This is a genomic window from Bradyrhizobium betae, assembly GCF_004123905.1.
Taxonomy (GTDB): Bacteria; Pseudomonadota; Alphaproteobacteria; order Rhizobiales; family Xanthobacteraceae; genus Bradyrhizobium; species Bradyrhizobium betae_A.
On record NZ_MZXW01000038.1, the window covers coordinates 62,407 to 85,089 of the forward strand.

Annotated in this window: 26 protein-coding genes and 1 tRNA gene; 15 read left to right on the top strand and 12 right to left on the bottom strand. The window is 57.7% G+C overall.

Annotation, left to right across the window (positions count from 1 at the left end):
- Positions 1–534: 534 nt before the first annotated feature.
- The 5 genes from B5V03_RS28815 to B5V03_RS41740 all read left to right on the top strand — a co-directional run bounded on the left by B5V03_RS28815 (position 535) and on the right by B5V03_RS41740 (position 4,382).
- Positions 535–1,296, top strand: a complete 762-nt coding sequence (locus tag B5V03_RS28815) for a ParA family protein (RefSeq protein WP_129273758.1) — start codon at positions 535–537, stop codon at positions 1,294–1,296.
- Positions 1,286–2,266 (top strand): ParB/RepB/Spo0J family partition protein, encoded by a 981-nt coding sequence (locus tag B5V03_RS28820; protein WP_129273759.1) that lies wholly within the window; start codon positions 1,286–1,288, stop codon positions 2,264–2,266. Before B5V03_RS28815 ends, B5V03_RS28820 begins: the two co-directional genes overlap by 11 nt.
- A 424-nt stretch (positions 2,267–2,690) precedes the next feature.
- Complete coding sequence (locus tag B5V03_RS28825) at positions 2,691–3,209, top strand: plasmid mobilization protein (RefSeq protein WP_129273760.1); 519 nt, start codon at positions 2,691–2,693, stop codon at positions 3,207–3,209.
- The gene (locus B5V03_RS28830) at positions 3,206–4,276 is read left to right on the top strand and encodes a relaxase/mobilization nuclease domain-containing protein (protein WP_129273761.1); all 1,071 of its coding nucleotides are present in this window, start codon (positions 3,206–3,208) and stop codon (positions 4,274–4,276) included. Before B5V03_RS28825 ends, B5V03_RS28830 begins: the two co-directional genes overlap by 4 nt.
- Positions 4,251–4,382: transfer RNA gene (locus tag B5V03_RS41740), tRNA-Met, on the top strand. Before B5V03_RS28830 ends, B5V03_RS41740 begins: the two co-directional genes overlap by 26 nt.
- A gap of 337 nt (positions 4,383–4,719) precedes the next feature.
- Here the strand turns inward: B5V03_RS41740 and B5V03_RS28840 are convergent.
- The 7 genes from B5V03_RS28840 to B5V03_RS28870 all read right to left on the bottom strand — a co-directional run bounded on the left by B5V03_RS28840 (position 4,720) and on the right by B5V03_RS28870 (position 11,942).
- Positions 4,720–5,943 (bottom strand): hypothetical protein, encoded by a 1,224-nt coding sequence (locus B5V03_RS28840; protein ID WP_129273762.1) that lies wholly within the window; start codon positions 5,941–5,943, stop codon positions 4,720–4,722.
- Positions 5,944–5,983: 40 nt separating this feature from the next.
- Positions 5,984–8,206, bottom strand: coding sequence for a S8 family peptidase (locus B5V03_RS28845; RefSeq protein ID WP_129273764.1), 2,223 nt, complete (start codon positions 8,204–8,206; stop codon positions 5,984–5,986).
- Positions 8,203–9,348, bottom strand: a complete 1,146-nt coding sequence (locus B5V03_RS28850) for an AAA family ATPase (RefSeq protein ID WP_129273766.1) — start codon at positions 9,346–9,348, stop codon at positions 8,203–8,205. The genes B5V03_RS28845 and B5V03_RS28850 overlap by 4 nt, the downstream gene beginning before the upstream one ends.
- A 155-nt stretch (positions 9,349–9,503) precedes the next feature.
- Positions 9,504–10,403, bottom strand: a complete 900-nt coding sequence (locus B5V03_RS28855; protein ID WP_129273768.1) for a HesA/MoeB/ThiF family protein — start codon at positions 10,401–10,403, stop codon at positions 9,504–9,506.
- Positions 10,400–10,981 carry a hypothetical protein gene (locus tag B5V03_RS28860; RefSeq protein ID WP_245502367.1) on the bottom strand — a complete coding sequence of 194 codons (582 nt, stop codon included), beginning with the start codon at positions 10,979–10,981 and terminating at the stop codon, positions 10,400–10,402. Before B5V03_RS28860 ends, B5V03_RS28855 begins: the two co-directional genes overlap by 4 nt.
- Complete coding sequence (locus B5V03_RS28865) at positions 10,900–11,232, bottom strand: hypothetical protein (protein WP_129273772.1); 333 nt, start codon at positions 11,230–11,232, stop codon at positions 10,900–10,902. The genes B5V03_RS28860 and B5V03_RS28865 overlap by 82 nt, the downstream gene beginning before the upstream one ends.
- Entirely contained in the window at positions 11,229–11,942 is a 714-nt protein-coding gene (locus B5V03_RS28870) for a multiubiquitin domain-containing protein (protein ID WP_129273774.1), read from the bottom strand. The genes B5V03_RS28865 and B5V03_RS28870 overlap by 4 nt, the downstream gene beginning before the upstream one ends.
- A gap of 163 nt (positions 11,943–12,105) precedes the next feature.
- Between B5V03_RS28870 and B5V03_RS28875 the strand changes: the two genes are divergently transcribed.
- Both B5V03_RS28875 and B5V03_RS28880 read left to right on the top strand, forming a co-directional pair.
- The gene (locus B5V03_RS28875) at positions 12,106–12,486 is read left to right on the top strand and encodes a helix-turn-helix domain-containing protein (RefSeq protein ID WP_129273776.1); all 381 of its coding nucleotides are present in this window, start codon (positions 12,106–12,108) and stop codon (positions 12,484–12,486) included.
- A gap of 1 nt (position 12,487) precedes the next feature.
- Positions 12,488–13,396: an ImmA/IrrE family metallo-endopeptidase gene (locus tag B5V03_RS28880; RefSeq protein WP_129273777.1), complete on the top strand. Its 909-nt coding sequence runs from the start codon at positions 12,488–12,490 to the stop codon at positions 13,394–13,396.
- A 12-nt stretch (positions 13,397–13,408) separates the two neighbouring features.
- On the opposite strand, the gene B5V03_RS28885 is transcribed toward B5V03_RS28880, so the two are convergent.
- A complete protein-coding gene (locus B5V03_RS28885) occupies positions 13,409–14,176 on the bottom strand; it encodes a S1 family peptidase (RefSeq protein ID WP_129273779.1) in 768 nt (255 codons plus the stop codon).
- Positions 14,177–14,395: 219 nt separating this feature from the next.
- Between B5V03_RS28885 and B5V03_RS28890 the strand changes: the two genes are divergently transcribed.
- The 4 genes from B5V03_RS28890 (at position 14,396) to B5V03_RS28905 (ending at position 17,446) form a co-directional block, all read left to right on the top strand.
- Positions 14,396–14,995: a DUF6088 family protein gene (locus B5V03_RS28890; RefSeq protein WP_129273781.1), complete on the top strand. Its 600-nt coding sequence runs from the start codon at positions 14,396–14,398 to the stop codon at positions 14,993–14,995.
- Positions 14,988–15,995 carry a nucleotidyl transferase AbiEii/AbiGii toxin family protein gene (locus tag B5V03_RS28895; protein ID WP_129273783.1) on the top strand — a complete coding sequence of 336 codons (1,008 nt, stop codon included), beginning with the start codon at positions 14,988–14,990 and terminating at the stop codon, positions 15,993–15,995. The genes B5V03_RS28890 and B5V03_RS28895 overlap by 8 nt, the downstream gene beginning before the upstream one ends.
- A 55-nt stretch (positions 15,996–16,050) precedes the next feature.
- Positions 16,051–16,809, top strand: coding sequence for a restriction endonuclease (locus B5V03_RS28900; protein WP_129273785.1), 759 nt, complete (start codon positions 16,051–16,053; stop codon positions 16,807–16,809).
- A gap of 262 nt (positions 16,810–17,071) precedes the next feature.
- On the top strand, positions 17,072–17,446 hold the full coding sequence (locus tag B5V03_RS28905) for a hypothetical protein (protein WP_129273787.1): 375 nt from the start codon (positions 17,072–17,074) through the stop codon (positions 17,444–17,446).
- A gap of 94 nt (positions 17,447–17,540) precedes the next feature.
- On the opposite strand, the gene B5V03_RS28910 is transcribed toward B5V03_RS28905, so the two are convergent.
- Both B5V03_RS28910 and B5V03_RS28915 read right to left on the bottom strand, forming a co-directional pair.
- Positions 17,541–17,789 carry a hypothetical protein gene (locus B5V03_RS28910; protein ID WP_129273789.1) on the bottom strand — a complete coding sequence of 83 codons (249 nt, stop codon included), beginning with the start codon at positions 17,787–17,789 and terminating at the stop codon, positions 17,541–17,543.
- A gap of 9 nt (positions 17,790–17,798) precedes the next feature.
- Positions 17,799–18,008, bottom strand: a complete 210-nt coding sequence (locus B5V03_RS28915) for a hypothetical protein (protein WP_129273791.1) — start codon at positions 18,006–18,008, stop codon at positions 17,799–17,801.
- Here B5V03_RS28915 and B5V03_RS28920 point away from each other — a divergent pair.
- The 4 genes from B5V03_RS28920 to B5V03_RS28935 all read left to right on the top strand — a co-directional run bounded on the left by B5V03_RS28920 (position 18,007) and on the right by B5V03_RS28935 (position 20,962).
- Positions 18,007–18,624: a hypothetical protein gene (locus B5V03_RS28920; protein WP_245502368.1), complete on the top strand. Its 618-nt coding sequence runs from the start codon at positions 18,007–18,009 to the stop codon at positions 18,622–18,624. The two genes, B5V03_RS28915 and B5V03_RS28920, sit on opposite strands and share 2 nt — an antisense overlap.
- Before the next feature lie 18 nt (positions 18,625–18,642).
- On the top strand, positions 18,643–19,305 hold the full coding sequence (locus B5V03_RS28925) for an SOS response-associated peptidase (protein ID WP_129273793.1): 663 nt from the start codon (positions 18,643–18,645) through the stop codon (positions 19,303–19,305).
- Between the two features lie 142 nt (positions 19,306–19,447).
- Positions 19,448–20,305, top strand: a complete 858-nt coding sequence (locus B5V03_RS28930) for an AlbA family DNA-binding domain-containing protein (protein ID WP_129273795.1) — start codon at positions 19,448–19,450, stop codon at positions 20,303–20,305.
- Positions 20,306–20,482: 177 nt separating this feature from the next.
- Positions 20,483–20,962: a hypothetical protein gene (locus B5V03_RS28935; protein WP_129273797.1), complete on the top strand. Its 480-nt coding sequence runs from the start codon at positions 20,483–20,485 to the stop codon at positions 20,960–20,962.
- A 59-nt stretch (positions 20,963–21,021) separates the two neighbouring features.
- Here the strand turns inward: B5V03_RS28935 and B5V03_RS28940 are convergent, their stop codons facing one another.
- Positions 21,022–21,201, bottom strand: a complete 180-nt coding sequence (locus B5V03_RS28940; protein ID WP_129273799.1) for a hypothetical protein — start codon at positions 21,199–21,201, stop codon at positions 21,022–21,024.
- Positions 21,202–21,484: 283 nt separating this feature from the next.
- Positions 21,485–22,489 carry a hypothetical protein gene (locus tag B5V03_RS28945; protein WP_129273801.1) on the bottom strand — a complete coding sequence of 335 codons (1,005 nt, stop codon included), beginning with the start codon at positions 22,487–22,489 and terminating at the stop codon, positions 21,485–21,487.
- Positions 22,490–22,683 lie beyond the last annotated feature (194 nt).

Genomic DNA, 22,683 nt, shown 5'->3' on the forward strand with positions numbered 1-22,683 from the left:
GATTCGTTTTATCAATAGGTCCGTTGCGCCGGAAATACCGCGGACCGTCCTCTTGCCGGATTGAATCTCTCCTCGATCGAGACTTCGCCATCGGGGCGCGCGTGCAATACTTGGCTTCCAATTGCGCTAGTCCTGATCAGAATAGGAGCCCGCAAGAGATCGGTTCCTAGTTCAATGCTTCCTGCGGCACTTCCAGCCCAGCCTGCTTGGGCGAGCCCCTTCGGGGACGGCTCAACTCGCGCCGCGGCGACGCTCCCGGAGCCCACAAGCGGTCTCCGCGCCTTCGCGTGGCGATCCGCTCGCGACCTGTAGCGGAGCGCCCAGCAACGAGCACAATCCCAGTCTCGCGTCCCAGAATTTCCCTCGATGGCTATGGGCTGACCTGACTCTTGTGGCAGGGGATTCGCCGGACGAATTCCGGGATCGTTCCGGTGACCGGATTCGCAACCGTCTGTTGGTTCAAACCAACATCCCCCACGACATGATGGACAAGAACATGACTCCCGCGCTGTTAGATCCATTTCGGACCTTAAGATGAAGACCATTGTCATCAACAATCAAAAGGGCGGGGTCGGCAAGACGACGCTTGCTGTGCATTTGGCCTGGTTCATGGCGGAAGCGGATCTCCGCGTTCTCGTGATCGACGTTGATGCGCAGAGCAATGCATCGGATACATTGAGGCACTACGCCGGTTCAACGTTAGCTGCGGATCTGTTTAAGCCGGGGATGCGGGTCGTAGCTCGGGAAGACGAAGGCCTAACGCTCGCGCCGGCCGATAGCTCGCTGACTGATCTTGATCGCAGCAGTGCGGCAGCCATAACGACTCTGCAAGAGAACCTCGCCATCGCGTCGGATCAGTTCGATGCCTGCGTCATCGATACGCCGCCATCCCTTGGACTGCGCAGTGTCGGGTGTTTGGTGGCGGCGTCGCATGTGCTCGCCCCCATCTATCTGGAGGACTATTCGATCAAGGGCGTCAAAGGTCTGATGCAGACCGTGATCGGCGTGCAGAGGCGCTATGGCCGCCAGGATACGAAGTTCCTCGGGTTGCTGCCTTCGAACTTCAATACGAAATCGCCCCGTCAAAGGACCCATCTTGAGCAACTCTTGCGCGAGGCGGGCAAATATGTGTTTCCAGGCCAGATCGTTGCAAGGGACGGCTACGCTGAGGCCGTTGCGGAACGCCTGCCGGTCTGGAAGCTCAAGCGGCGCTCTGCCCAGGAGGCTGGTCGGGAAATCCGCGATGTTCTCGCCAAGATCGTCGCGCAGATGGACGAGCCGTCACATGGCGCTTGATCTCAGCTTTAAGCAGCTCATCGACGCCGCGGAAGACGGGGCCGCCACAATCGGACAGCCGACTTGCATCGCGATCGATCGTATTGACGAAGATCCGGACCAGCCGCGTCGCAGTTTCGACGAACAGAAGCTCAAGGAGCTTGCGGAATCAATCCGTCAGCATGGCGTGCTGCAACCGATCGTGCTGCGGCAAGCGGCGGAGGAAGGCCGTTACGTGATCATCATGGGTGCGAGGCGGTATCGTGCTGCTAAGCGCGCCGGGCTCCGTGATATCCCGGCCTTCATTCATGCCGTTGGTTCTGCGGATCGTTATGTTCAGATGATCGAGAATATCCAGCGCGACGACCTCAATGCCCCCGAAATTGCGGCGTTCATCGCGGACCGCTTGGGGCAGGGCGATAACCAAGCTGACATTTCGCGCAAGCTCGGCAAGCCGAGGGACTGGGTGTCTCGCTACGCGTCGGTCCAGAGCATGCCGGAGTTCCTCCAGTCGAAGCTTGGGGGCTCATCAATCCGTGCTGTGTATGAATTGTATCAGGCTTGGCGTGAGCAGCCCAACGCCGTCGAGACTTTATGCGCAGCACAGGAGAGTTTCACCGATGCCCAGGCCCGTCAATTGGCTCGCAAAGTTCGGACGGAAATCCGCGGCTCCCCTGCTGATGGCGAAGGGCCGCCTGGAGCTCAACCGGCACGAAGCCCGATCGCAGCGCAAGTGGCATTGCGACCCACAGAGAGAGATCGTGTAACCGCGATCGCGGAAAAGTCCCCCAACCCTTCGGTCGATCGGAACGCGCGCATGAGCCCGTCACTGACGATCAGAGTGCGTCACCAAGATCGCACTGGCTGTCTTCTGGTCGATCGACTCGCGTCTCAAGGCTCCCGGCACGCAGTCCTGTTGGCTGATGGTGCAGAAGAAGCGGAAGAGGTTCCGGTATCCACCATCACAATCGAAGAGATCCTTTTCGCATGAAGCTTGTCTTAGACAGCCTCCTCAGAGAAATTGCCGCCGTTGGTGCGCCGGCGGAGCGGATTTCCCATCCGAAGGATGGCGCGTTAGCGCAGCAGCCGGAGGCCGAACGCGCCCCCCACAGCGCTGTAGAGAGGCCGGAGGCTGCTGGAAAGCCCCGGTCCACATATTCGGTGCCAATATTGCCGATCTGCACGCGCGGCGTTCGTGGAGCACAAGGATCAGGGGCGACGGCTGCGTCATTCCCGGAGGAATTCTCCGCATCAATCGTCGGCTGGGGTGGATCTCACCGGCAGCAAGTTCCGAGTTTTGAATGGCGAGCCTGTTGGTTTGAACCAACGTGGAGGGGGTGGAAGGATTCGCGTTTTCTAGTGCAGGATAGGCTTCGCGCCAGCGATGTACTACATCGCAATTGGGACTGGACTGCATGGCGCTGATCTCGCTTCGCGTCTCCGACGAACTCGCGGCGGAGTTCTCAATTCTTGCAGCTACCCAGGGCGGCAAATCCGCGCTGCTGCGGCGTCTCATTGCTGATGCACTAGCCGCACCAGCGCCGCGCATCTTGGCGTTGCCGGTCGGACGGCCGGAAAAGGTGACGGTGCGATTTCGCGAGAGTGAGATGCGCCAGCTCGCAGAAGTCTCACATCAGCGCGGCATGACGCGAACCGGCTGGATCGTCGCTTTAGTGCGCTCGCGATTGGGATCACCAGTGCAGCATTCCCCGCACGAGCATGAGGCGCTCCGCGCGATCGTTCGCGAGCTCAACCGGATCGGCGGCAACATCAATCAGATTGCGCGTGCCGCAAACGCCAGCGTGCTGCAGGGCAGGGCGGTTGAGCCCGATCTATCCGTAATTCGAGAGGCCAAAGCGGTCATTGAAGCAGAGCTAGCGAAACTTCGTGATGCGCTGCACGGCAACGCGGATTATTGGGATGGACGGCGATGAGCCGGCGCTCGCCGCGGCCGACCGACCTGACCGAACTTCCGCCGATCTCGTATGTCTGGGAAACGCCCAATCGGCGCCCACGGCGGGCCGAGTGGGATATCCCAGATCCGGCCGCTCCAGGCCGCCTTACGCCGGCGATGCGTGCAAAGCTCGAACGCATCGTGCGTCGAGCACCAGAGGTGATGGTTAAGATCACCGGTCGCACCAAGGGCGTAGCTCATCTTAAGTCGCACCTGGCCTACATCACGCGAAATGGCGGGCTTGACGTGGAAACAGAGCAGGGCGCGACACTGGCGGGTCGTTCCGGGTTGAAAGACCTGCAGCAACGCTGGGAGGATGATGCCGGTCTCGACGACAAGCGCCGCCGCGATGGGTCGCTCTCGGTCAACATCATTCTGTCTATGCCGGCTGGCACCGATGCCGTCGCCGTGAAGGATTCAGCCCGGGCATTTGCCATCGAGACGTTCGGCTATAATCACGACTACGTCTTCGTCCAGCACCTCGACGACAAGCATCCCCACGTGCACTTGACCGTTCGGTCCCTAGGCCAGGACGGCAAGCGCCTCAACCCCCGCAAGGCGGATCTTCAGGCCTGGCGAGAACGATTTGCTGGCGAGCTCCGGCTTCGCGGGATCGCCGCGGAGGCAACGCCGCGACGAACCCGCGGACGGGTGAGGAAGGCCGATCGGGCGGCGGTGGTCGCTTTGCGCAAGCGAAAGATCACGCCCGAGGTCGATCGGCTCGCCCGAAAGAAAGTGGTTTCGGAGGTGAGGGGCGGCAAGGCTGCCAAACATCCTTGGGACGAACAGATTAGGTCACGTCAGGACGAGACTAGGCGACGATATCTCGAGTATGCCGCGGAGCTACAGCGCTCAAGAGTGGCAGCAGATCACGAGTTGGCTCGCCAGGTTCGGCAATTCGTCAACGATATGCCGCCGGTCGAAACTCGGCGGCATGCGCTGAAGAACGAACTTTCGGAGCTTGCCAATAACCAGCGGGGTGGAGCGGAACAGGGCGTCGTTGCCGACCGGCGCGATGACACGCGAGGCGATGAGCGGACCAGATAAGCAGCCCCGGAGGTCCGGACCAATTATTCTTCGAACCTTTTCGCGAGAGATCACCGTCAGGCTCATAACCTGAAGGTCATAGGTTCAAATCCTATCCCCGCAACCAAGATTTGATAGTGATATCAAGGAATTAGACCGCCTCTGGCGGGCTTTTTCATTCCTTACAAACCTTTTCCAGTCTGTTCGAGAAGAAACCGTTGTTTGCCAATCGGTTAGCGCTATCCCGCGTCGGATTCCAAATGGCTTCCAAAAACTCCACGGCACAAAACTGGCACAAAGCGGCACAAAATTCAGAGCGAAAATGCCATGTTAAGATGCTCGCAGGCGGCACCGAAAGATCTTTCGGACGTCGTTAGAGACCGTTGAACTTACATTCGGCCCGCATAGATCGGCGCCCCGCCAGCGGTTTTGATCCCCGATGACCAAGCTCTAATGTTGCCCAACTACGAGCCTCGCAGCTGATGCTTGGCAGTATGAACTGGCGGGTTGTCGAGTTGTCCGGTCGGACGCTGAAAGGCTGCCAGGCGCTTTTTTTCCACCTCGTGACGATCGATTGGCCCCTTTATTGGTTCATAGATGTCATGAAAGCCGCGATGAAGATTGCGGGCCATACGCAGCGTAAGATTTGCAAATTCATGGACGCCAGATTGCGTTTCTCGAATGGCTTGCTTTAGGCGAACTGATGTATCGCCACTGTCACGCAGATACATTTCATCGACCTCACCACCGTTATGTTCGTAAACATGACGACGTTGAAAGAAGCGCGTCGCAGACGCGATTGCGGTTTCCGTCATGCCTTCGCAGATGTCGATATCGAAGCCGCCCAAAAGCTCTCTTCTTGTGGAGGCGAGATCATGAAATCGCATTTTAAGAATCCGCTCACGGCGTGCCGAGCGCATCGGCCTATTTTGGATGAGCTGTTCCGTATATTGCCCGACGAAGGTATCGAAAGCCGAGCCAAGGTCCTTAAGGCAGCCAGCTGGACCGCCGCCTTGATTTAGCTCCTCGCGGATAGCTGGCACGATAACGTCCTCGAACTCACTAAAATTGTTGCGAGTGCCGCAGACCGAACAGTAGGCGAACCGCCCCAAGATGTCGTTGAATTCGCCGCAAGCGGAGCAGTTGAATTGCTTTTGCTGAGTCTGCTCAGCGAAATAAAACGGCGGCTTTTCCACATCCTTGCCTGCCGCATCTGCGACCGCATCCATATCAATGATGTGTACCCCATCGTCGTCCGCGGCGAAGGCCTCTTCGAGCCTGTGACAGTAAAGTTTTACGTACAGGCGCTGCGCCTTAGATAAAAAGTTGTGGCGATCGCCGCGTACCCCGCAATATGGACAAATCGTTACTCCGCCGCGTGCGCGCCAATATTGACCGCAGCGCTCACATTGGAAGCCAAACTTTCCTTCGCTGTCTGAGCCTATGAACACCGGGACGCAGCCAGGAACGGGAGGCGGAGGAAAAGGTGAACCGATCCCGCCCATCGGCAAATCGGAAACGGGAATGCCTTGCGGCAGCGCATAAATAGCATAGAGCGCCATTGGGACCGGCCGGCTGCCTTGAAAAGTAGTTTGAACGAGGCGCCGACCTTCGCTGTTTGTGGTGACGTTGAAAATAACTTGCCCTCCACAATGGGCGATTTCTTGAAATTCGCGGCCTACGTTCATGCAATCAACCTGATGTACTGATGTCATTGTCTGGGAAGGGTTACACCTTGACCGGAATTTCGACGACAGGTCGCAGTGCCTCGAGTTGTCCGGCGTATTTGCGAATGATCTGGTCATAGAGGTCACCAAGGTGCTTAGCGTGAACGCTGATCACAAAAGCGTAAGGCAGCTTTTCTTTCGGTGCGAAGTTCTTGCCGTCGAGACGCGCATTGTAATGAATATCCAGCACGGGATTGCGCAGCGTCTTGCCCATGAAAGTGACACTGGTGTGTAGACAGTTCTCCCACTTCCACGCATCACGCCTGAGTTCGTCCTCCAGTAGGCCGCTCTGCGCTTTGCCAAAAAAGCCCTTGCTGTCGGCATGAACCTGCTTCGAGTCTTTTCGCTTCTGATCGTGCGGACGAAATGTCGGCTCCAGACCGGCGCGGGTATAGTTACCCGGGTGGTGAGGATCGACGCCTGTCGGGTAGCACAAGGTTGCCGTGATCGTGACTTTGCCGGGAATCGTGCTTGACGGCACCGGGATGCGAGCGCGGATATAGCGCGCGGGCGCGATCTCGCCTTGGTAAACAACACGGATTGTGTCGTCTTCGCACAGCACGATGTCCTGAACGGAGCGGGCAACCCGGCCGCGCCCGACATCTTCGCATGGAAAATCGCTGGCTTCCGCCGTATGTACCAGCAACGCCCTAATCGCAAGCATGCTCAGGCTGTCACCGAAGTGAGCGCGCACGCCAGCCGCAAGCCGCAATACCGACGGCGAAGAAAACGAAGTGCCTTCCGTCGCTTCAAGCCCACCTGCCGCGGCGTCACTGACCACGATGAACGGCCGTTGCAGGCAACCGCCGAATTCTAGGAAATCAGGTTTCACAAGACCTGGACTGCGGCCGGGACCGACTGAGCTATACGCGCAACGCTCCCAAGGCGATTCCGAGTTATCGCAAGCGCCGACCGCGAGTGCGTTGACACAGTCGGCCGGTACTTGGATTCGGTTAAGTTGATCCTTAGCGGAGCTGTCGCCGTCGTTACCGACGGCGATCGTCGCCAACGTTTTGCCCTTCGAAAGGCGATCGTCGATGACGGCTGTCCAGGCGTGAACATCGTCATCTTCGATCGGCAGCCGCGGTCCGATGCTGAGGTTGACGAGATCGTATTCCTTTTCGACCAAGGCCTTGTCGATGCGCCCCAATACCTCATACAGCTCGTGCGGGTCTTGGTTAGGCGCCGTGTCCAAGACGCGATAATGATCGACGAACGCGTAAGGCTGGCCGAGTGCCTTCGCCGGATCGATATGGCCGAACAAGAAAGCGGAGGTCACACCGACGCCATGCTTCAGGAAATCGGGAATAGCTTTTCCGATCCCCGGGGGTTCGATGACTTTGGCCCATTTCGTCAGCGGATGCCCTTTCGGAATTCCGCCATCGAAGATCGCTGCGCGGATATTGGAATCGATCGGCCCCTTCGCCGGGAGCATGGTGTTCGCCATCGATACCCGCGATGACCTGAAAGTTGGCCTAAGCATGCGCAAGCTTGGCATCTGGCGAAGCGCGCGCACCGGCGTAAAGGTTGCAATCTGATTGGCAAGTTCAACGGGTGCCTCAAGTTCGACGAAACACAGTCCGCCGGCTGAAAACTTGCGATCAAGACTCTGGGGTGCGCCGATCTCCTTGAGATAGTCGCGGAACATCGTCACAACGCCGGTCCGACCGCTCCCAGCGTCACCGTGAAGGACCGCCTCGAATACAGTGGTTCCAGTTTTTGGCAGGCGGCCTTTAATCTTATCCTGCGGCGTCGGCGCGGCGACCTGCTCGATCGTCGCAAGTTCATCCGCGCCGGTTAATTCCTCGCTCCACTTGGGCAGCGACGAGCGCCAGGCACGGAACGCCGATCGCGGACCCATGACGAACAGTTCGGTGCTAATGGCCTCTTCCGGCTCCCGCCCCTTAGACCGCCGTTCAGGTGTTACTCGGCGCGGGCGGCTACCGACAGCCTGAAGCCCGACGGTCTCCAGCAGCTTGTCTGGGAAATACGACTTCGCAATATATTCGGGGTTCAGGGTGACGGTGGCGACCGCGCGATCACCCGGACAAGCATTGTCCGGCAGATGATCGATGCCGCGCACAGCGCGTGCTAGCATCGGCGCGAGGCGCTCGCGGGCTTGCGCGAAAGTATAGGGGTGATTTTTGGCACCGCCGCCGCGCACGCCGGCGACATCGTCGACGAGGCGCTCGCCTTTACCAATCAGGAAGTTCCGCTTTGTCACGACGTGTCCCTTCCATTGCGTTGCTTGGCCTTTTTCTTTTTGGGCGTCGTTCGCCTCCGGATGGTGTCGCGTGACACGCCTGTAAGCTCGGTCGCTTTACGCTGCGAAACGAGGCCCTGCTCGACAATGGCCGTTGCAATCCGGATGCGGCTGCGCTTCGCGACATTCGCGTTCGTTAGCAACCGCCCAAATTGCTCGTCCAACGAAATATCTTCCAAAACCGCGCCTCGGCGCGAAACCGACAAGTCGCGTTCGACATCGCTGAAGGAACGACCAGCGAAGGTGAGGGCAAGTAAATTGCTCCACATCTGGACCGCCGGAAAGTGCGGCGCCAGCATGCCGTCGATAAAACGGGTGATCGCCACCTCATCCGGGAGCGGGAACTCCATGTGCAACTCGAAGCGCCGCCATATGGCCGGATCAAGCAGGTCCGGATGATTGGTGGCGGCTAATAGCAGACCGGAGGCCGGCCAATCGTCGATTTGCTGGATAAGCACCGTTACGAGCCGTTTTAGTTCGCCGATTTCGCTGTGGTCGTCGCGGCGCTTGGCGATGGCGTCGACTTCATCAAGGAGCAGAACACAGTCGATTGTTTTGGCGTATTCGAGGACGTGCCGGAGATTGGTGCCGGTACGGCCGAGCAGGCTGCTCATGACCGCCGCAAGATCGAGGATCAAAAGCGGGCGTCCTAACTCGCGCGCCAGCCAGCGCGCGGCCATCGTCTTGCCGACGCCAGGGGGGCCAAGGAAGAGCGCCGCGCGTGTGGGATCTAGGCCGGCGCGAACAAGCTTTTGCGGATGGCGGCGTTCCTCGACGATCTGCGCGAGCGCGGTCTTCACGCCCGGTGCAAAGATCGGTTCGTGATCGAGAACAGGCTGGGTCTCGACTCGCAAGAGGTGCAGCCGCGTGTCGAGATCAACAGGAAGCGGGACATCGGCCTGCTGGCGCAATGGCGATGTCGGTGTCGGCAACTCATGTAAGAGCGTCGTCAAAGCATCAGCGAGTTCAGGAATAATTGGGGCATAGCGTTTGGCCATACGCCGCAAGATCACTTGGACATCTTGCGTGCGGCCGGAGAGGGCGATGCGGGCGAGCTGGAGATAGTCAGCCTCGATTGAAGTGTTTTTATTCGGCTGTGTCATGTCCACTTTCAGGGAAGGAAGCGCTGGTGGAGCACAGTAGAGCCGAGTGGACGAATTTTCAAAGTCCGTTTGTAAAATCGTCCACATGCTAAAATATCTTAGATATTACAATTTGTTACCTGTGGCCTAGATCGGTGGGATATCATCCAGTTCTTTCAGCCTGTGATCGCCCGCAGGCGATTCCAAGTCCGGCGCCACCAGGAGGCCTTCGCCGTAATCGACGACACCGCCGGCCTCGGCGCGAAACTCTGTGTGCGCACATCGAACAGCGGATCGCCAGCCTCAGCCGGCGGGTGATGCGGGCACACATGGTCCTTCAGCAGCGCCATGCGCTTGTTCGGGATGACCGTGCCCCTGTTGCCGTCATAGTCCAGATACACGAAGCGCGGCGGATCGCGATACCAGGGCGTCAAGATCTGCGTCAGCAAGCCCATCGCCGTCGAAGCCAGCACTCCGTTGGACCACACCACCTGCGGACGTGACCCGGCCGCACCATACTTCTTGGCTTCCTGTTCCAGCCGCTCGTCGGTGATGAAGCCGCAACAGCGCATGCATGGGCATCCCGGCATCGACAGGATCACCTGCCCGCTGACCAAAAAGCCGTTCGTGCCGAGATCATGAACGTCCATTCCGATATCGATGTAAGGGATCAAATGCCGCCGGGCGAAACGCTCCAGCTGTTCACGCTCCTGGAAGCCGTCGACGGCGCCGATGATGACATCGCAAAGCTTGAGGTCATCCACGGCCGTCAGCCACTTATCAGGTATAGAGATAATCCTTGCGTTGGGGACCAAGCCGCGGATCAGCCGTTCGGCGATGTCAACCTTGCTGCGCTTTACCGCGACGTCGGCCAAGGTGCCGCCGATCAAGCGGTTGGTGTTCGTGTCCTCGATGAAGTCGGGGTCGGCGTTGACGTAACCGCCGATCCCCATATGGGCGGATTGCTGCGCGAGATGCGAGCCGCCGCCGCCGTGTCCCACGATCCCGATGGTGGCGGCGTCGAGGATGACATCGCTGTTGGCGCCGAGAAAGCTCTGGCGGTCGAGACGGCTCATGCGGCCCTCCAATTTTTGATCGGCATTCCGACCTCGGTAAACTGGTTGACGAACGGATGGGGGCCGGCACGCCCAATCCATACCTGCCCGAACGCCGCGGTGTTGCTCAGGACGATCGCGCCATGCACGCTGTGCGGCGCCACCGAGACGAAGTTCGGCACGAACTTGGCGTTCTCGCGGTTGTCGACGCCGCTGAAGCCGGGGATTCCCGATCCGCCATGGCTGTGCACGTGAAAGACGGCGGCGCGGCTATCCATCGCCGCCTGCCGGGCACGGCGGATCGCCTGATCACCCATCATCGCGCCGACGCGCGTGTCGCGCAGATACTCGTCATCGCGCAACGGCTCATAGCTCCGCGCCAAAATTAGCAATTCATTATGCGCGGCGGCGAGACCGGCGCTGATGAAGCCGACGCGCTCATGTGCGAACGAATGCGGCCGGTTCAGGTCGTCGCGAATGGTCTTCAATAAGGCGCTGGTGATCTTGAAGCGGATGTTCATTCGACGGCCCTCAGATGCGCCAGCAACATCTTCGTCCACTGCAACGTCGCCGGCACGTGGTTCCAGGAAGGCGCCCACCAGTTACGTTCGACGATCCGGTAGTCCTTCCAGTTCGCGCCGCGCCCCGGGATCTGCTGCGCGAAGAACAGCCGGGTAACGTACCCGGAATGAGCGAACGGCACGAGCAGCAGGTCCATCGTCTGAGCCTGCCCGCCCGCGGTGAAGCCGAAGCCGGGCATCAAGACGACCGGCTGGCCGCCCTCCGACAGGAGGACGGCGCTATTGTGCATGGCCTTGAGGCCAGCGAACTGCGTGGTCTGGTCGCTCACGAGGATCCCCCGCACGGGACCTGCTCGAAGAACTTCATCCCCTCCTTGACGCGGAGCTTGGCGCCGGGCTTCAGCGGCGTCAGCTGCCCCTCGTGATTGATGACTTCGAGGATGTAGCCCTCCTGCACACCGAAGAGGGTCTTCAGCGCCTCGGTGGTGTAGGTGCCGCGCGGGATCTCGCGGGGCTCGTTTTCGTAGAACACCGTGATCAGACGCTTCTCGGTATAGAGATGCTCGGTGCCGCCGTGACCAAGGTCGAGAACATCGGCGGGCTCCAGAACACGGTCTTCGCCTTCGCGCTCCAGAACGATCACCTCGTCGCCGGGAACGTGGCCGATGACGCGAAGCTCATTCTCTTCCAGCTTATCCGTCCCCCACTCGAAGCCATGACCGTTGAGCGTGAAGCGATAGATCCGGTCGGTCTTGAAGGCGCGGAACTCTTCCGTACCTGCGCCGCGCAGATCGACTTCGTCATCGAGACCGATCGAGCGGCTGCTATGACCCAGAAGCTGGATCAGCGCGAAATCCCCGGCGGGCTGAAACCCGGCCTTCTCGAGGATGTGCTCACCCTTCGGGTCGGGGTTGGCGAACTTCACCTCTAGGCCGTTCACCTTGGTGAAGAACTGCCCATCCGGGCCGGCACCACGCGCTTCAGACTGGCCCGCGCCGCCGACATCGCGGCCATGGCCGCCGGTTACTGCATTTTCCATGGTTCTATCTCCGTCATCTTCGTCGTGCGACGTGGCACAGCGCCAAGCCTGGTGCTAAGATAGGGTGGCATGCTAGGTTTGTCAAGCAGTCTCAAGCGCGCTTGACTTTCCTAGCGTTTGCGCGTAATTCTTGATATGAATCAATGGTTTTGTGGAGGAGATCATGAAAAACGCCGACGATGAGCCGGAGGTGAAGCTCACGCTCGGTCAATATCTCGCCTCAATTCGCGCCGACCGCGGCCTGTCGCTGCGCGAGGTGGAGAGGGAGACCGAGAAGGTCGTGTCCAACGCTTATTTGAGTCAGATCGAGACCGATCAGATCAAACGACCCAGCCCGAACATTCTGCATGCGCTCGCTGAGCTTTACGCCGTTCCCTATGATGGACTGATGGAACGCGCCGGCTTTGTTGTGCCGACGCGCTCGCGACGTGCTCCCGAGCAGCGGCACGGTCGCGTTGCGACATTTGCCGAACATAATCTGACAGACGAGGAAGAAGCCGAACTCGTGAAATTCCTCGGCTATTTGCGGAGCAAGAAGAAGTAGGGTGACTCGAACCGACGATAGTAGTCTCGACCCCCATGAATTGCGCGCCGTGCAGCTCGCTGCGCGGCGCGCTCTCGATCGCGCTTCGGGGTGGGGCGTCTATCCGACGCCGATTGCGGACGTCCTAACGGCCGCCAACATCAAGGTGGCACCCGCGAGTATCTTTGATCCGTGGCGCATCATGGAATATTTGATCGGTAAGGCTGAAAGCACCGCAGTCGCTGTTCGGTCCGCAATCTCCAAGATGTTTGGCATCGCCGACACCGCCGATAACACGATCCATATCGATCACACTGTTCGAGAATCAAAGCAGAACTTCCTGAAGCTGCATGAAGCCGGTCATCTCGAACTTCCGGCGCATCGTAAGATTTTTCGTATCTTTCAAGACTGCGAAAAAATGCTGGATCCCAAAATCTCCGACCTGTTCGAGCGCGAGGCGAATAACTTCGCCCGGTTCGTGATGTTCCAAGGTGACGGTTACCGGGACATGGCCGCTGACTACGCACTCACCATCAAGACACCGATGAAGCTGGCGAGTAAGTTCGGCGCTTCCATCTATGCTTCGTGCCGTGAGTTCGCGCGCACCAACCATCGTGCCTGCGCCGTCTATGTACTAGAGCCGATCACCTATCACCCGGAGACGGGGCCGCGCGCCGAGGTCCGGCGCATCGAAGTTTCGCCGTCTTTCGCGCAGCGCTTCGGGCGACCGACGGAGACAGTCATCACACGCCGCCACTCGCTTGGGCGCGTGCTGCCGATTGGGCGCAAGATGACGGGGGCGACGTCGGTCTCAATGACCGATCTGAACGGGCAAGCGCACGAATGTCTGGCAGAAGCGTTCGACACCACGTTCAACGTGTTGATCTTGGTCTATCCGGCGAAGGCGCTGACGCCGAACGTCTTTGCGTGATTGATCTCCTGGTCAATCTTTATCGCGTTGACCGCCAGCAATAATCTCATCGATCAAATAGCTACCCCAAACCATGCCTATCTGTGCTTCCATGGGTTGCGCGGCTAGTCGACCCGAGTAGATGCCAACGAATCTACTTCGAGCATTTTCATCAATTTCTGTGCTGCCGTCATCTAAGAGATGGTAGCCCCATGTCCGCAAGATCACAGGGGCGCCCGACATTCCCGGACGTGATGCGGTGTCGACCAGCATGTGATCGCCCGTCATCCGGATAAGGTCAGGTTCACTGGCGATGCTTCCACGTTTCCAAACGGGATATCCGGGAGGACTGACTCCGAATGTATACCCCAAAATAAAGCAATCCATGCCAACGCCGACAAAGAGGTCCGGATCCTCGCTGCCGTTGATGGGATTGAGCGCAAAGACAGGGTCTTTTCCATCATAAGGAAGAGGAAGCACGGCTACATCTACATTTCGAGTCCCGTGAATAAGCCAATGCGGCCTGGCGTCCTCATCACGTATGGAAATCAGATGTTCTTGTTTGCCGAACTGCTGAAAACCGACGTTGAATAAAACCCGAAGCTTGTTCGGCCGCGCGCCGTGATTATGCAAATTCTCGCCAGTCGGAAAGCGACGACAGGTGATCACATGCCAATTGGTCACGAGATAGAAGCGTTCGTTCCGCTTCCAGACGAATCCCGTCGCATTACCCAAGCTCTCTTCATTGAAGAGCTGTTCAATCGGTGCGACTGCCAGCGAGTAGCGATCTATCCTGGTCATCGGGAGTGAGGCTTGTTGGCTTGCATAACGTGCTGACTATGACCCTATCATAGGGTGCTGACGTGAGTAGTATCACGCAAATGGCGAAGGTAAATGGGTTGATTTCGGCCTATCTGCTCGATACTTCAAGCAGCTAACCTGCTGATTTTACTTAGCAAGCTTGATAAGTATTGCAAGCTGTCAGAAAACGCTATATATTTCTGACAGATGGAGGAGGCCATGCAGACCGTAGCCGAACGCATTTTGCAATATGCCCATGCACTACCCGAAGGCACTTTGATCGGTGCTAAGGATGCTTTGCATTTGGGAAGCCGCGCGGCGATCGATCAAGCCCTCAAGCGGCTTTCCGAACGCAATGAGCTGATGCGTCTTGCCCAAGGCTTTTATGTGCTGCCGGTCAAAACTCGCTTCGGCGTGCGAGCGCCGGAAGCGGAGAAGGTTGTCCAGGCGCTTGCTTCCAGGCGTGCCGAAACAATCGTTCCGCATGGGGCCGCGGCTGCAAACGCGCTTGGTCTCACGACCCAGGTACCAACCAAGCTTATCTATCTGACGTCTGGTCCCGATCGTGAGTTCAAGCTGGGTGCACAGACGGTTGAGATGAGGCATGCGCCAGACTGGATGTTACTGCCAACGAAGCCGGCGGCAGGGCAGGCCATACGTGCTTTGGATTGGCTTGGTGAGCGGCAAGCGAACGAAGCGTTGCGGACGCTAAAGCAGAAGCTGTCTGAGAACACTTTGCAAGATCTTGTCGCGGTGCGCGCCGCTCTACCTTCGTGGATGTCGAAGTCTATCAGCCGATCGCTTCTAAGCTATGGCTGAACCATACCAGAAGCTCTCCGCAAACGACCGGCTTGAGGCGCTTGGCGTTGCTGCCACGGCCTCAGGCCGGCCGGTTCATTTGCTTGAAAAAGATATCTGGGTGGTATGGGCGTTGCATGGCCTCTTCGAATCGAAACTCGGTGAGCACCTCGTTTTCAAGGGCGGTACTTCGCTCTCGAAGGGCTATGGCATCATTCAGCGGTTCTCCGAAGATATCGACCTCACTTACGATGTTCGTCAGATCATTCCCGAACTCGCCAAAGGCGATCCGCCGATACCTGAAACACGAAGCCAGGCTGACAAATGGTCGAAGACGGCGCGGGAGCGGCTGCCGGTGTGGGTCAGAGACGAAGCATTGCCGGTTCTCGAAAAGCACGCCGCAGCGACCGGAGTGGCCGTAAAATTCCGTGTCGAAAATGACGTGATCTATGTCGACTATGAGCAGCTCACCCAAGGCTCGGAATATGTAGCGCCATCCGTTAAACTGGAATTTGGTGCTCGATCGACCGGTGAGCCGGCCGAAGTCCGTGAGGTGACTTGCGATGCTGCACCCTCCCTGTCCGAACTCCAATTTCCTGCTGCGGCACCCAAGGTCATGTTGCCTCAGCGTACCTTCTGGGAGAAAGCCACGGCTATCCACGTCCTTTGCGCACAAGGCATCGAGGGTGACCGTATCTCACGCCATTGGTATGACCTTGTGAAGCTCGATGATGCTGGCTACGCCAAGGCGGCATTTGACGACAAGAACCTTGCGAAAGAAGTCGCCGATTGGAAAAGCAAATTTTTCCGTGAAAAAGATAGTGAGGGCAATGTCATCGATTATCACGCTGCCGTCTCGGGCAAATTACAGCTGGTCCCCGATGGTGAGATGCGGAAAGAGCTTGAGGCTGACTATCAGAAAATGGTCGATGCGGGCTTGCTCCTCGGCGACGTTGTACCTTTTGCTGATCTGATGAAGCGCTGCGCAGACTTGCAGAAGCGTGCCCACGGGCAATCTTGATCAAAGACCGCTCCGCTCAATCGTCCGTTACGATCCTGTTCGCACTCACCTTCGTATGATCACATCAACAACCCCGTCTAGCTGGCAAGACCTTCAGCAACAGTCTGCGCGCATCCTCGCAGAATGCGGGTTTGCAGTTGAAGTCGAAAAGAAGGTGAAGCTTGTCCGCGGTCACGCAGAAATCGACGTCTATGCGGAGGAAACTCTGAAGGGACGAAAGTACGTTATCCTATGCGAGTGCAAGCATTGGAAAGCCGCCGTTCCTCAAACCGTCGTCCATTCCTTTCGTAGCGTGATGGCGGATGTTGGCGCCCACAAGGGCTACATCATCTCCAGCTCGGGTTTTCAGTCTGGCTCCCGCGATGCCGCACAGATGACGAATGTCGAGTTGGTAACCTGGGATCAATTTCAAGATGCTTTCCAGGCGAGCTGGCTTGAAAATTGCTTTACGCTAGTGATGACCGCTAAACTCGATCCGCTGATGAGTTACTCCGAGCCGTTTCTTCCGCAATGGTTTCCCAGTTTACCCGAAACCGATCAACAGGAATTCATTTCTCTCAAGGAGACGCATGATCCCCTCGGCTGGTTCGCTATGTCGCTGTCGAGTTATTCACGTCAACTTCGTAATGACTATCCGTCGCTGCCGTTAAAGGATATTCCTGATCCTACGGGCAAATTCAATGGCCTTCCTGCCGACATCATGAACGCTGTAGGGTATCGTGATCTTTTGGACGCGTGCCTCCAGCACGGTGAATTAGCTATCACCAAGTTTCGAGAAATCAGAGACCGCAACAACCAGACTGGCGGTGAATAACAAGCTACTCGCTCGGCACCCGAACCAAAGGACGAGACTGTAAGCACTCGCTCATCTTCTCGGTTACCGAAAATTCCTAGCTTTTCGTTCGACGTGTCGATGTGCAGGTTCAGAATGTAGATGTGAACGGCTTGGTGAAAAGGCTACATCCGCATGGCTCGCATCCTGGTCTGTCCGATGCCGACGATTGTACGTTCCGGCTTTACGCGCTACTACTTGCGGCACGGCTGTTTGCCGTCCGTTTTGACGAACGAGGATTAGCTTGACTGAAGTCGACCGGACGACGGCTTACTTCGATGACGTTGTCGCCCGCTCCGGCGTTGCACGCGGTGGTTTGCTCGAACCCGCCGACGGTGCTCGGAAAAACGATTGTCATGACAATTGCGCCGAATTTGCCCGACAGCACCCTGACCATGAGATTGTTCGCGGCTGGCTGGTGATCGGCGGCCACTGGCTCGTCCCACACAGCGTTGTGCGTCACACGCCCACGGGCAAACTGAAGGACATCACACCACGCACTGCAGATGCCGAGGGAATACCGTTTGTCGAACATCGCGGTAGCGAGGAGGATTTTGCCACGCTTCGCGTTGGCCGGGACGGCGGTTGGCTGCATCCGCCCGTCAACGCGATGCTCTAAGCCCGACAGCGCTTCTTCCAAGGGCCGCTCAAATTCCATTGTGTCAGTCGGATCGTGTCTGAATTCAACCCGGACACGTCAAACAAGCCTGCTCTCAAAGCGTGCTCAAATCGTCCGGCACGTCGCCAAACTTCCGGATGATCTTCGCGTCTCCGAAATCGCCCGTCGCGGGATCTCCGGTCCGGCTGAATGCCACCGCGCCCACATGTCCTGGCTTGCGCGACAAAGCTTCCGCACGCATCACGACCGCAGTCGGATTGAAGCATTCCATTGGTTCGCCGGCCGCAATACCATCGTCGGCGGCGACGAAGGGCAGCGCAACGAAGTAGGTTACCTCCGCCATGGTACGCTCCTAGCCGGAATAGGTCAGAAATCTCCCGCGCACATAGGCGTGAGAGACGGCCTTCATCAGTTCGCTCACCTCAGATTCCAAATAGTCGTTCGCAACGATCAACGCGCGGATCGTGGATCGCATGTCGCCGTCACACGCTGCGATCGCCTGATCGACGGCAGCCTCCAGCCCGTCCACGTCCTGTGCGTTCGGTTGTGAACCAGAAGACATGACGCTGTTCCAGGTTGACCCGCTAGACTTTATGTTCCGATTTTGTTCTTATGGAGTCAAGCCGGTCAACCCGCCTTTTAAGCCGCCCTGGACCCTGATCCGGGAGAATTCGGAGTGCTATGTCGTCCAGGACGCCAACGGTGTGACTTTGGCGTGGCTCTATTGCCGCGACGAGACACAGACCTACAGTTTCGGTGCCAGCAAACTCACCGCCGAGGAAGCGCGCCGGATCGGCAAAGCCATCAGCCGCATTCCCGAATTCATGATGCAGCGGCAGGGATTTCATCCGCGTGGAAGCGGGCCACATCTGCGCGCCGATCGACCCTATCACGTTGCCTTGCAGGACACTTACATTCGCGCCCACTGGAATGAGATCGATGCGCTCTGTCGGCTCAACAGCCTGCCGTTCAATGCAACCGGCGAGACCATTCAGAACGAAGGCGTATGGAAGGTCTATGAATTCACCTGGCAGATGGACGCCATCCTGTTCTGGGATCGCTTCGAGGGGAGGTGGCTCCGCGGCACCGAGTTTCACTATCCCGAGCGGCCGGCCAATCTGCCGTCCTTGAAACCGCTCGCGAACTGGCCGAAGTTCGATCCGCGAGGTACGCGCTGACAGATTTGCGGGATCACGATGTGTAATCTCTATTCGATCACGACCAATCAGGAGGCCATTCGCGCGCTCTTTCGCGTCGTGAATCGTTATGTCGGCAACCTCGCGCCCATGCCCGGCGTGTTTCCCGACTATCCGGCGCCGGTCGTGCGCAACGCCGGCACCGAGCGCGAGATGCTCATGATGCGCTGGGGCATGCCGCCGCTGCCACGCACGGGCGGCCCACCCGTGACCAACGTCCGCAACACGGCATCACTGCACTGGCGTGGGTGGCTCAAACCCGAGAACCGCTGCTTGGTGCCCGCCAACAGCTTCGCCGAATACGCGCCGGAGCCCAACCCGGAGACCGGCAAGAAGGATGTCGTATGGTTCGCGTTGAACGATGACAGGCCCCTGTTCGCTTTCGGCGGACTCTGGACCGAATTCAAAGGTGACCGTGGCACCAAGTCAAAACCAATTCCCGGACCTCATCTTGTTTACGGCTTTCTGACCACTGCGCCGAACGCGATCGTCGAGCCGATTCATCCAAAGGCAATGCCTGTGATCCTCACGACTGACGAAGAGCGCGACGTGTGGATGCGTGCGCCATGGGATGAGGCGAGGGCTTTGCAACGGCCGCTGCCTGATGATGCATTGCGGATTGTCGCACGCGGCGCCGACAAAGAGGATCGGGCAGCGGCGTGAGAACACAATATCCCAGCTACGGCTAACATTCCCTCCTAGCAATCGTCTGATTGACCGGGGTACCCTTCAACAGAGTGCGCACAGGTGAGCGCCTCGCAACATGCAGTAGCCGGGATAGGATCGCCCGAAATGGGGAGCAGTAATGAAGCCGCTTCAGGAATGGGACGAAGCATTTTTAGATCAGCACTTCGTTAAGGGCAAAATCCAGGAGAGCAACGCCCTCGACTACAAAGACTCCCGGTCGCTCAGCAAGGCCGACACGAAGGAGTTGTGTAAGGACACGTCCGCCTTCGCAAACGCGGGAGGCGGTATGATTATTTACGGGATCACTGAAGATAAGCACGAGCCGACCGGGATCGATCAAGGCACCGATAGAACCGCTATCACTAAAGAGTGGATCGAGGACATTCTCACGAGCAACATTCGCCCGAAGATCGAGGATTTAGAAATCGTAATGGTTCCGCTGCCGAGCAAAGGCCCAAACCAGGTAGCGGTAGTGCTTCGCATGGCCCAGGCAACAGCAATGGCCCCGCACCAGAACGAAAAGGACAACAAATACTATCGGCGGCACAACTTCAAATCCGAACCAATGAGAGATCATGAAGTCCGCGACGCCATGCGCCGTAGTATTGCCTTCGGCCGAAAGTTCGGGCTCGCATGGAACATCTTGGTCGAGGTTCGACGCTTGAGAGCTGCGGCGGCTGAGAGGTATGCGATGCCAGGAAACGGTCATGTCCCGAGAACCACGTTGATAATTGGCGTCTCAAACGATCTGCGCGCATCCGGCGAGGCCGTAATCTTTTTGGAGAAGAAAGACCGGAAGGCGCTTTCTGTGCTTGCGGAAGTGGACGGATACAACTCAATCATCGAGACGGTCGATCAGGGGCAGCGCGAGAACGCGCGGCTCACAGAAGCCCTAAAGCGAAAGCTGTACGAAATCGAGCTGAGGGCGAGGGACATCGCTAACAAGCTCGAAGCGATCATTGATAGTTACGAATGAAACAAAAGAGGTGGGCATAGATGGCGCGTCGTCGCTTTCAATGCATCGTTCGAAGCAACTGGCTCACGGGAGTTCGATGCGCTGCCACGGAGCAAATCTCTGAAATCATAGTCTGGTGACTTAGCCGGGACGACCGCCGTTCAACTCGGCGCAATCCATTTGATGGTGCAATAGGTAATGGTTTCCAAGCAAAGGAACGTCTCGAACAGGACGTACGAGGCGATCGGCCGCTTCATATTCGAGTTCTCCCAGCTCGAATACGAGATTCGCCATCGTGTAGCTGAAGAGGCGTGGGTCTCGGAAGAGTACTTCAATGCAATCATGGTCCACGACTTTGCGGTGCTGTGCACGGCGGCGGACCATGTCTTCCAGATAGCCTTCGAGAAGGAGCCTGATCGGATCAAGGAATTCAAAGCGCTCATTAAGAAGGCGCGAGCACTCGCGGACATCCGGAATGCCGTGGCGCACGGGTTGTGGGTACCATTCATGGAGGGCGGGAAGGTCATCCATGTGCCGCGTTCGCTGAAGCCGAACATCTCGACCGAACAAGCCGCGGCCTTGAATAAAAAGGCGGATGAAGCGCGAGAACTGCGGGCGCAAATCGAAGCGCTCACGACATACAAGCTGGCCATCAAGAAGCCTAAGCCGTGGAAATAGCACGCAATGTCTGAGTTCGACACTTTTTCGACCTTGAGCGACGCTGTAGCTTGCTCAGTTCACGGATGAAGATCCCGCAGGGCCATCACCCTGCGAATGTTGTCCAGGCTCGTTAAGGCTCTCAGCCGTTCAAGCGAACCGGCTTCCAGCTCGGGCACGATTGTCACGATCCGGTCTGCGAGATCGCATAGTTCGTCGCGCGTCAGATGCATCAGTTCGGTCACGGTCCAAAGCGGCACTGTTTCCTCCATCACTTGACCGCGCCAACCGCGGCCTTCTGACGGAGGCCTCTGCGACGGAGGAGGCGGCTGCATCGCCTGCGGCCGAAACGGAGAGGAGGAGTGCTTGCACTCGCTTTCTGGATGACGGAAATACTCTCGTCCGCGCAAAGGACCTTAACGAGTTTGTCGTTTCGGCATCCGAAATCCTCGACGAGATGGACGTTCACGTTAGCGAATTGAAGCGACAGACAGCGCTCTCTTTATAGGCGGGCTGGCTCTTCTCGGTCCGAGTGCAAGCCTTCTATTTCGTGTCGATAGGGATATAGGTTCGATTTCCGTCTTTGTCATAAAGCCAGGTTGACACCAACGATTGATCCGCCGAGGTAACTCTGGAAACGTCCACGTTCATAAATAACGCCAGAAAGTGAGCGTACGCAAAATGGTCCCAATCATCAAACACCGGCCTGGGTGACAAGCCTGCAAGGGGCATTTGCATCACGCGATATGTCTTGTTTGAGTACATCGTCATGTATTTGGCCGTGCGATTGAAAAGCGAAGCTTTGTAAAAAATCTTCGCCCCTATTTCGCTGAACTGGACAGGATGCAGCTTGACGGCGCCATCCCGTCTTACGGCGCCACCGACGTCGAAGTCGACCGCTCCTCCGTCTGCCGTTGCGATGATGCCTCGATTGCCGAGCCTCATGAAGACAGACAGCGAATTGAGGTCGTCGCGAAAGGTAAAATGCTCGGCAGGGTCGGGCAGTTGCTTCAAATTGAATATGAAAACAGAACCCGGAATCCTGATCTGTCCTTCCGCCTCGAATTCAATTTTGAGATCCAGGCCCTGCACGAAGAAATGTGTCATGGACAATGAATCTTTCATCTCGCGGGGGAGTATTCGCCTGCCGCCCGGTTTGGAGCGTTGCCACGGCAACAGCCGCTCCGCATAGATGATGCCGAGAAGGATCTTCAACACCCAGATAAGAATGTCGCCCGAATGCTTACGCGCCACACTAATGGGCTCGCCAAACAAATACCGCTTAACACGGTTCTCCAGCTTCGACAGATGGACGGTATTGCAGCGGTGGCAGCACGGCACCGTCAGTTTTGAGTACTGGATCGTCGTCCCGTTAAGTAGGTGGATCGTTTGATCCCAAAGATTGAACTTTTCCTGCAACCACTTCGGAAAAACGTGCTCCTTGGAATTCTTGCTGCGAAGCAAGTTGCCACAATAAAAGCAGCGGTTGCGGGAGTAGATCCTTTTGTTGATGGGACGAAACGCCTTGGGCACCTTTTTGGTATTCATGGCCCCGGATTCTAGCTGATTCGACCTGCGACCGGCGCCGCTTCCTATCGCTCGCGATCAAAGTGCCGGCGCCGATCACATCGCCGGTTTGGTGTCGTAAAGAATGGAGAGGAGCGGTGCCGTTTACAGACCGGCGATGCTCCTAAAGAACGAACTTTGACAGACCGGCACAACGCCGCGAGACTGGTAGGCGC

Coding starts and splice junctions, on each gene's coding strand:
- B5V03_RS28850 (WP_129273766.1), bottom strand. CDS start 9,348: ATGACACAGCCGAATAAAAACACTTCAATCGAGGCTGACTATCTCCAG.
- B5V03_RS28820 (WP_129273759.1), top strand. CDS start 1,286: ATGGCGCTTGATCTCAGCTTTAAGCAGCTCATCGACGCCGCGGAAGAC.
- B5V03_RS28920 (WP_245502368.1), top strand. CDS start 18,007: ATGACGCTGTTCCAGGTTGACCCGCTAGACTTTATGTTCCGATTTTGT.
- B5V03_RS28910 (WP_129273789.1), bottom strand. CDS start 17,789: ATGGCGGAGGTAACCTACTTCGTTGCGCTGCCCTTCGTCGCCGCCGAC.
- B5V03_RS28925 (WP_129273793.1), top strand. CDS start 18,643: ATGTGTAATCTCTATTCGATCACGACCAATCAGGAGGCCATTCGCGCG.
- B5V03_RS28830 (WP_129273761.1), top strand. CDS start 3,206: ATGAGCCGGCGCTCGCCGCGGCCGACCGACCTGACCGAACTTCCGCCG.
- B5V03_RS28855 (WP_129273768.1), bottom strand. CDS start 10,403: ATGAGCCGTCTCGACCGCCAGAGCTTTCTCGGCGCCAACAGCGATGTC.
- B5V03_RS28875 (WP_129273776.1), top strand. CDS start 12,106: ATGAAAAACGCCGACGATGAGCCGGAGGTGAAGCTCACGCTCGGTCAA.
- B5V03_RS28870 (WP_129273774.1), bottom strand. CDS start 11,942: ATGGAAAATGCAGTAACCGGCGGCCATGGCCGCGATGTCGGCGGCGCG.
- B5V03_RS28895 (WP_129273783.1), top strand. CDS start 14,988: ATGGCTGAACCATACCAGAAGCTCTCCGCAAACGACCGGCTTGAGGCG.
- B5V03_RS28885 (WP_129273779.1), bottom strand. CDS start 14,176: ATGACCAGGATAGATCGCTACTCGCTGGCAGTCGCACCGATTGAACAG.
- B5V03_RS28825 (WP_129273760.1), top strand. CDS start 2,691: ATGGCGCTGATCTCGCTTCGCGTCTCCGACGAACTCGCGGCGGAGTTC.
- B5V03_RS28930 (WP_129273795.1), top strand. CDS start 19,448: ATGAAGCCGCTTCAGGAATGGGACGAAGCATTTTTAGATCAGCACTTC.
- B5V03_RS28840 (WP_129273762.1), bottom strand. CDS start 5,943: ATGAACGTAGGCCGCGAATTTCAAGAAATCGCCCATTGTGGAGGGCAA.
- B5V03_RS28945 (WP_129273801.1), bottom strand. CDS start 22,489: ATGAATACCAAAAAGGTGCCCAAGGCGTTTCGTCCCATCAACAAAAGG.
- B5V03_RS28890 (WP_129273781.1), top strand. CDS start 14,396: ATGCAGACCGTAGCCGAACGCATTTTGCAATATGCCCATGCACTACCC.
- B5V03_RS28915 (WP_129273791.1), bottom strand. CDS start 18,008: ATGTCTTCTGGTTCACAACCGAACGCACAGGACGTGGACGGGCTGGAG.
- B5V03_RS28815 (WP_129273758.1), top strand. CDS start 535: ATGAAGACCATTGTCATCAACAATCAAAAGGGCGGGGTCGGCAAGACG.
- B5V03_RS28900 (WP_129273785.1), top strand. CDS start 16,051: ATGATCACATCAACAACCCCGTCTAGCTGGCAAGACCTTCAGCAACAG.
- B5V03_RS28935 (WP_129273797.1), top strand. CDS start 20,483: ATGGTTTCCAAGCAAAGGAACGTCTCGAACAGGACGTACGAGGCGATC.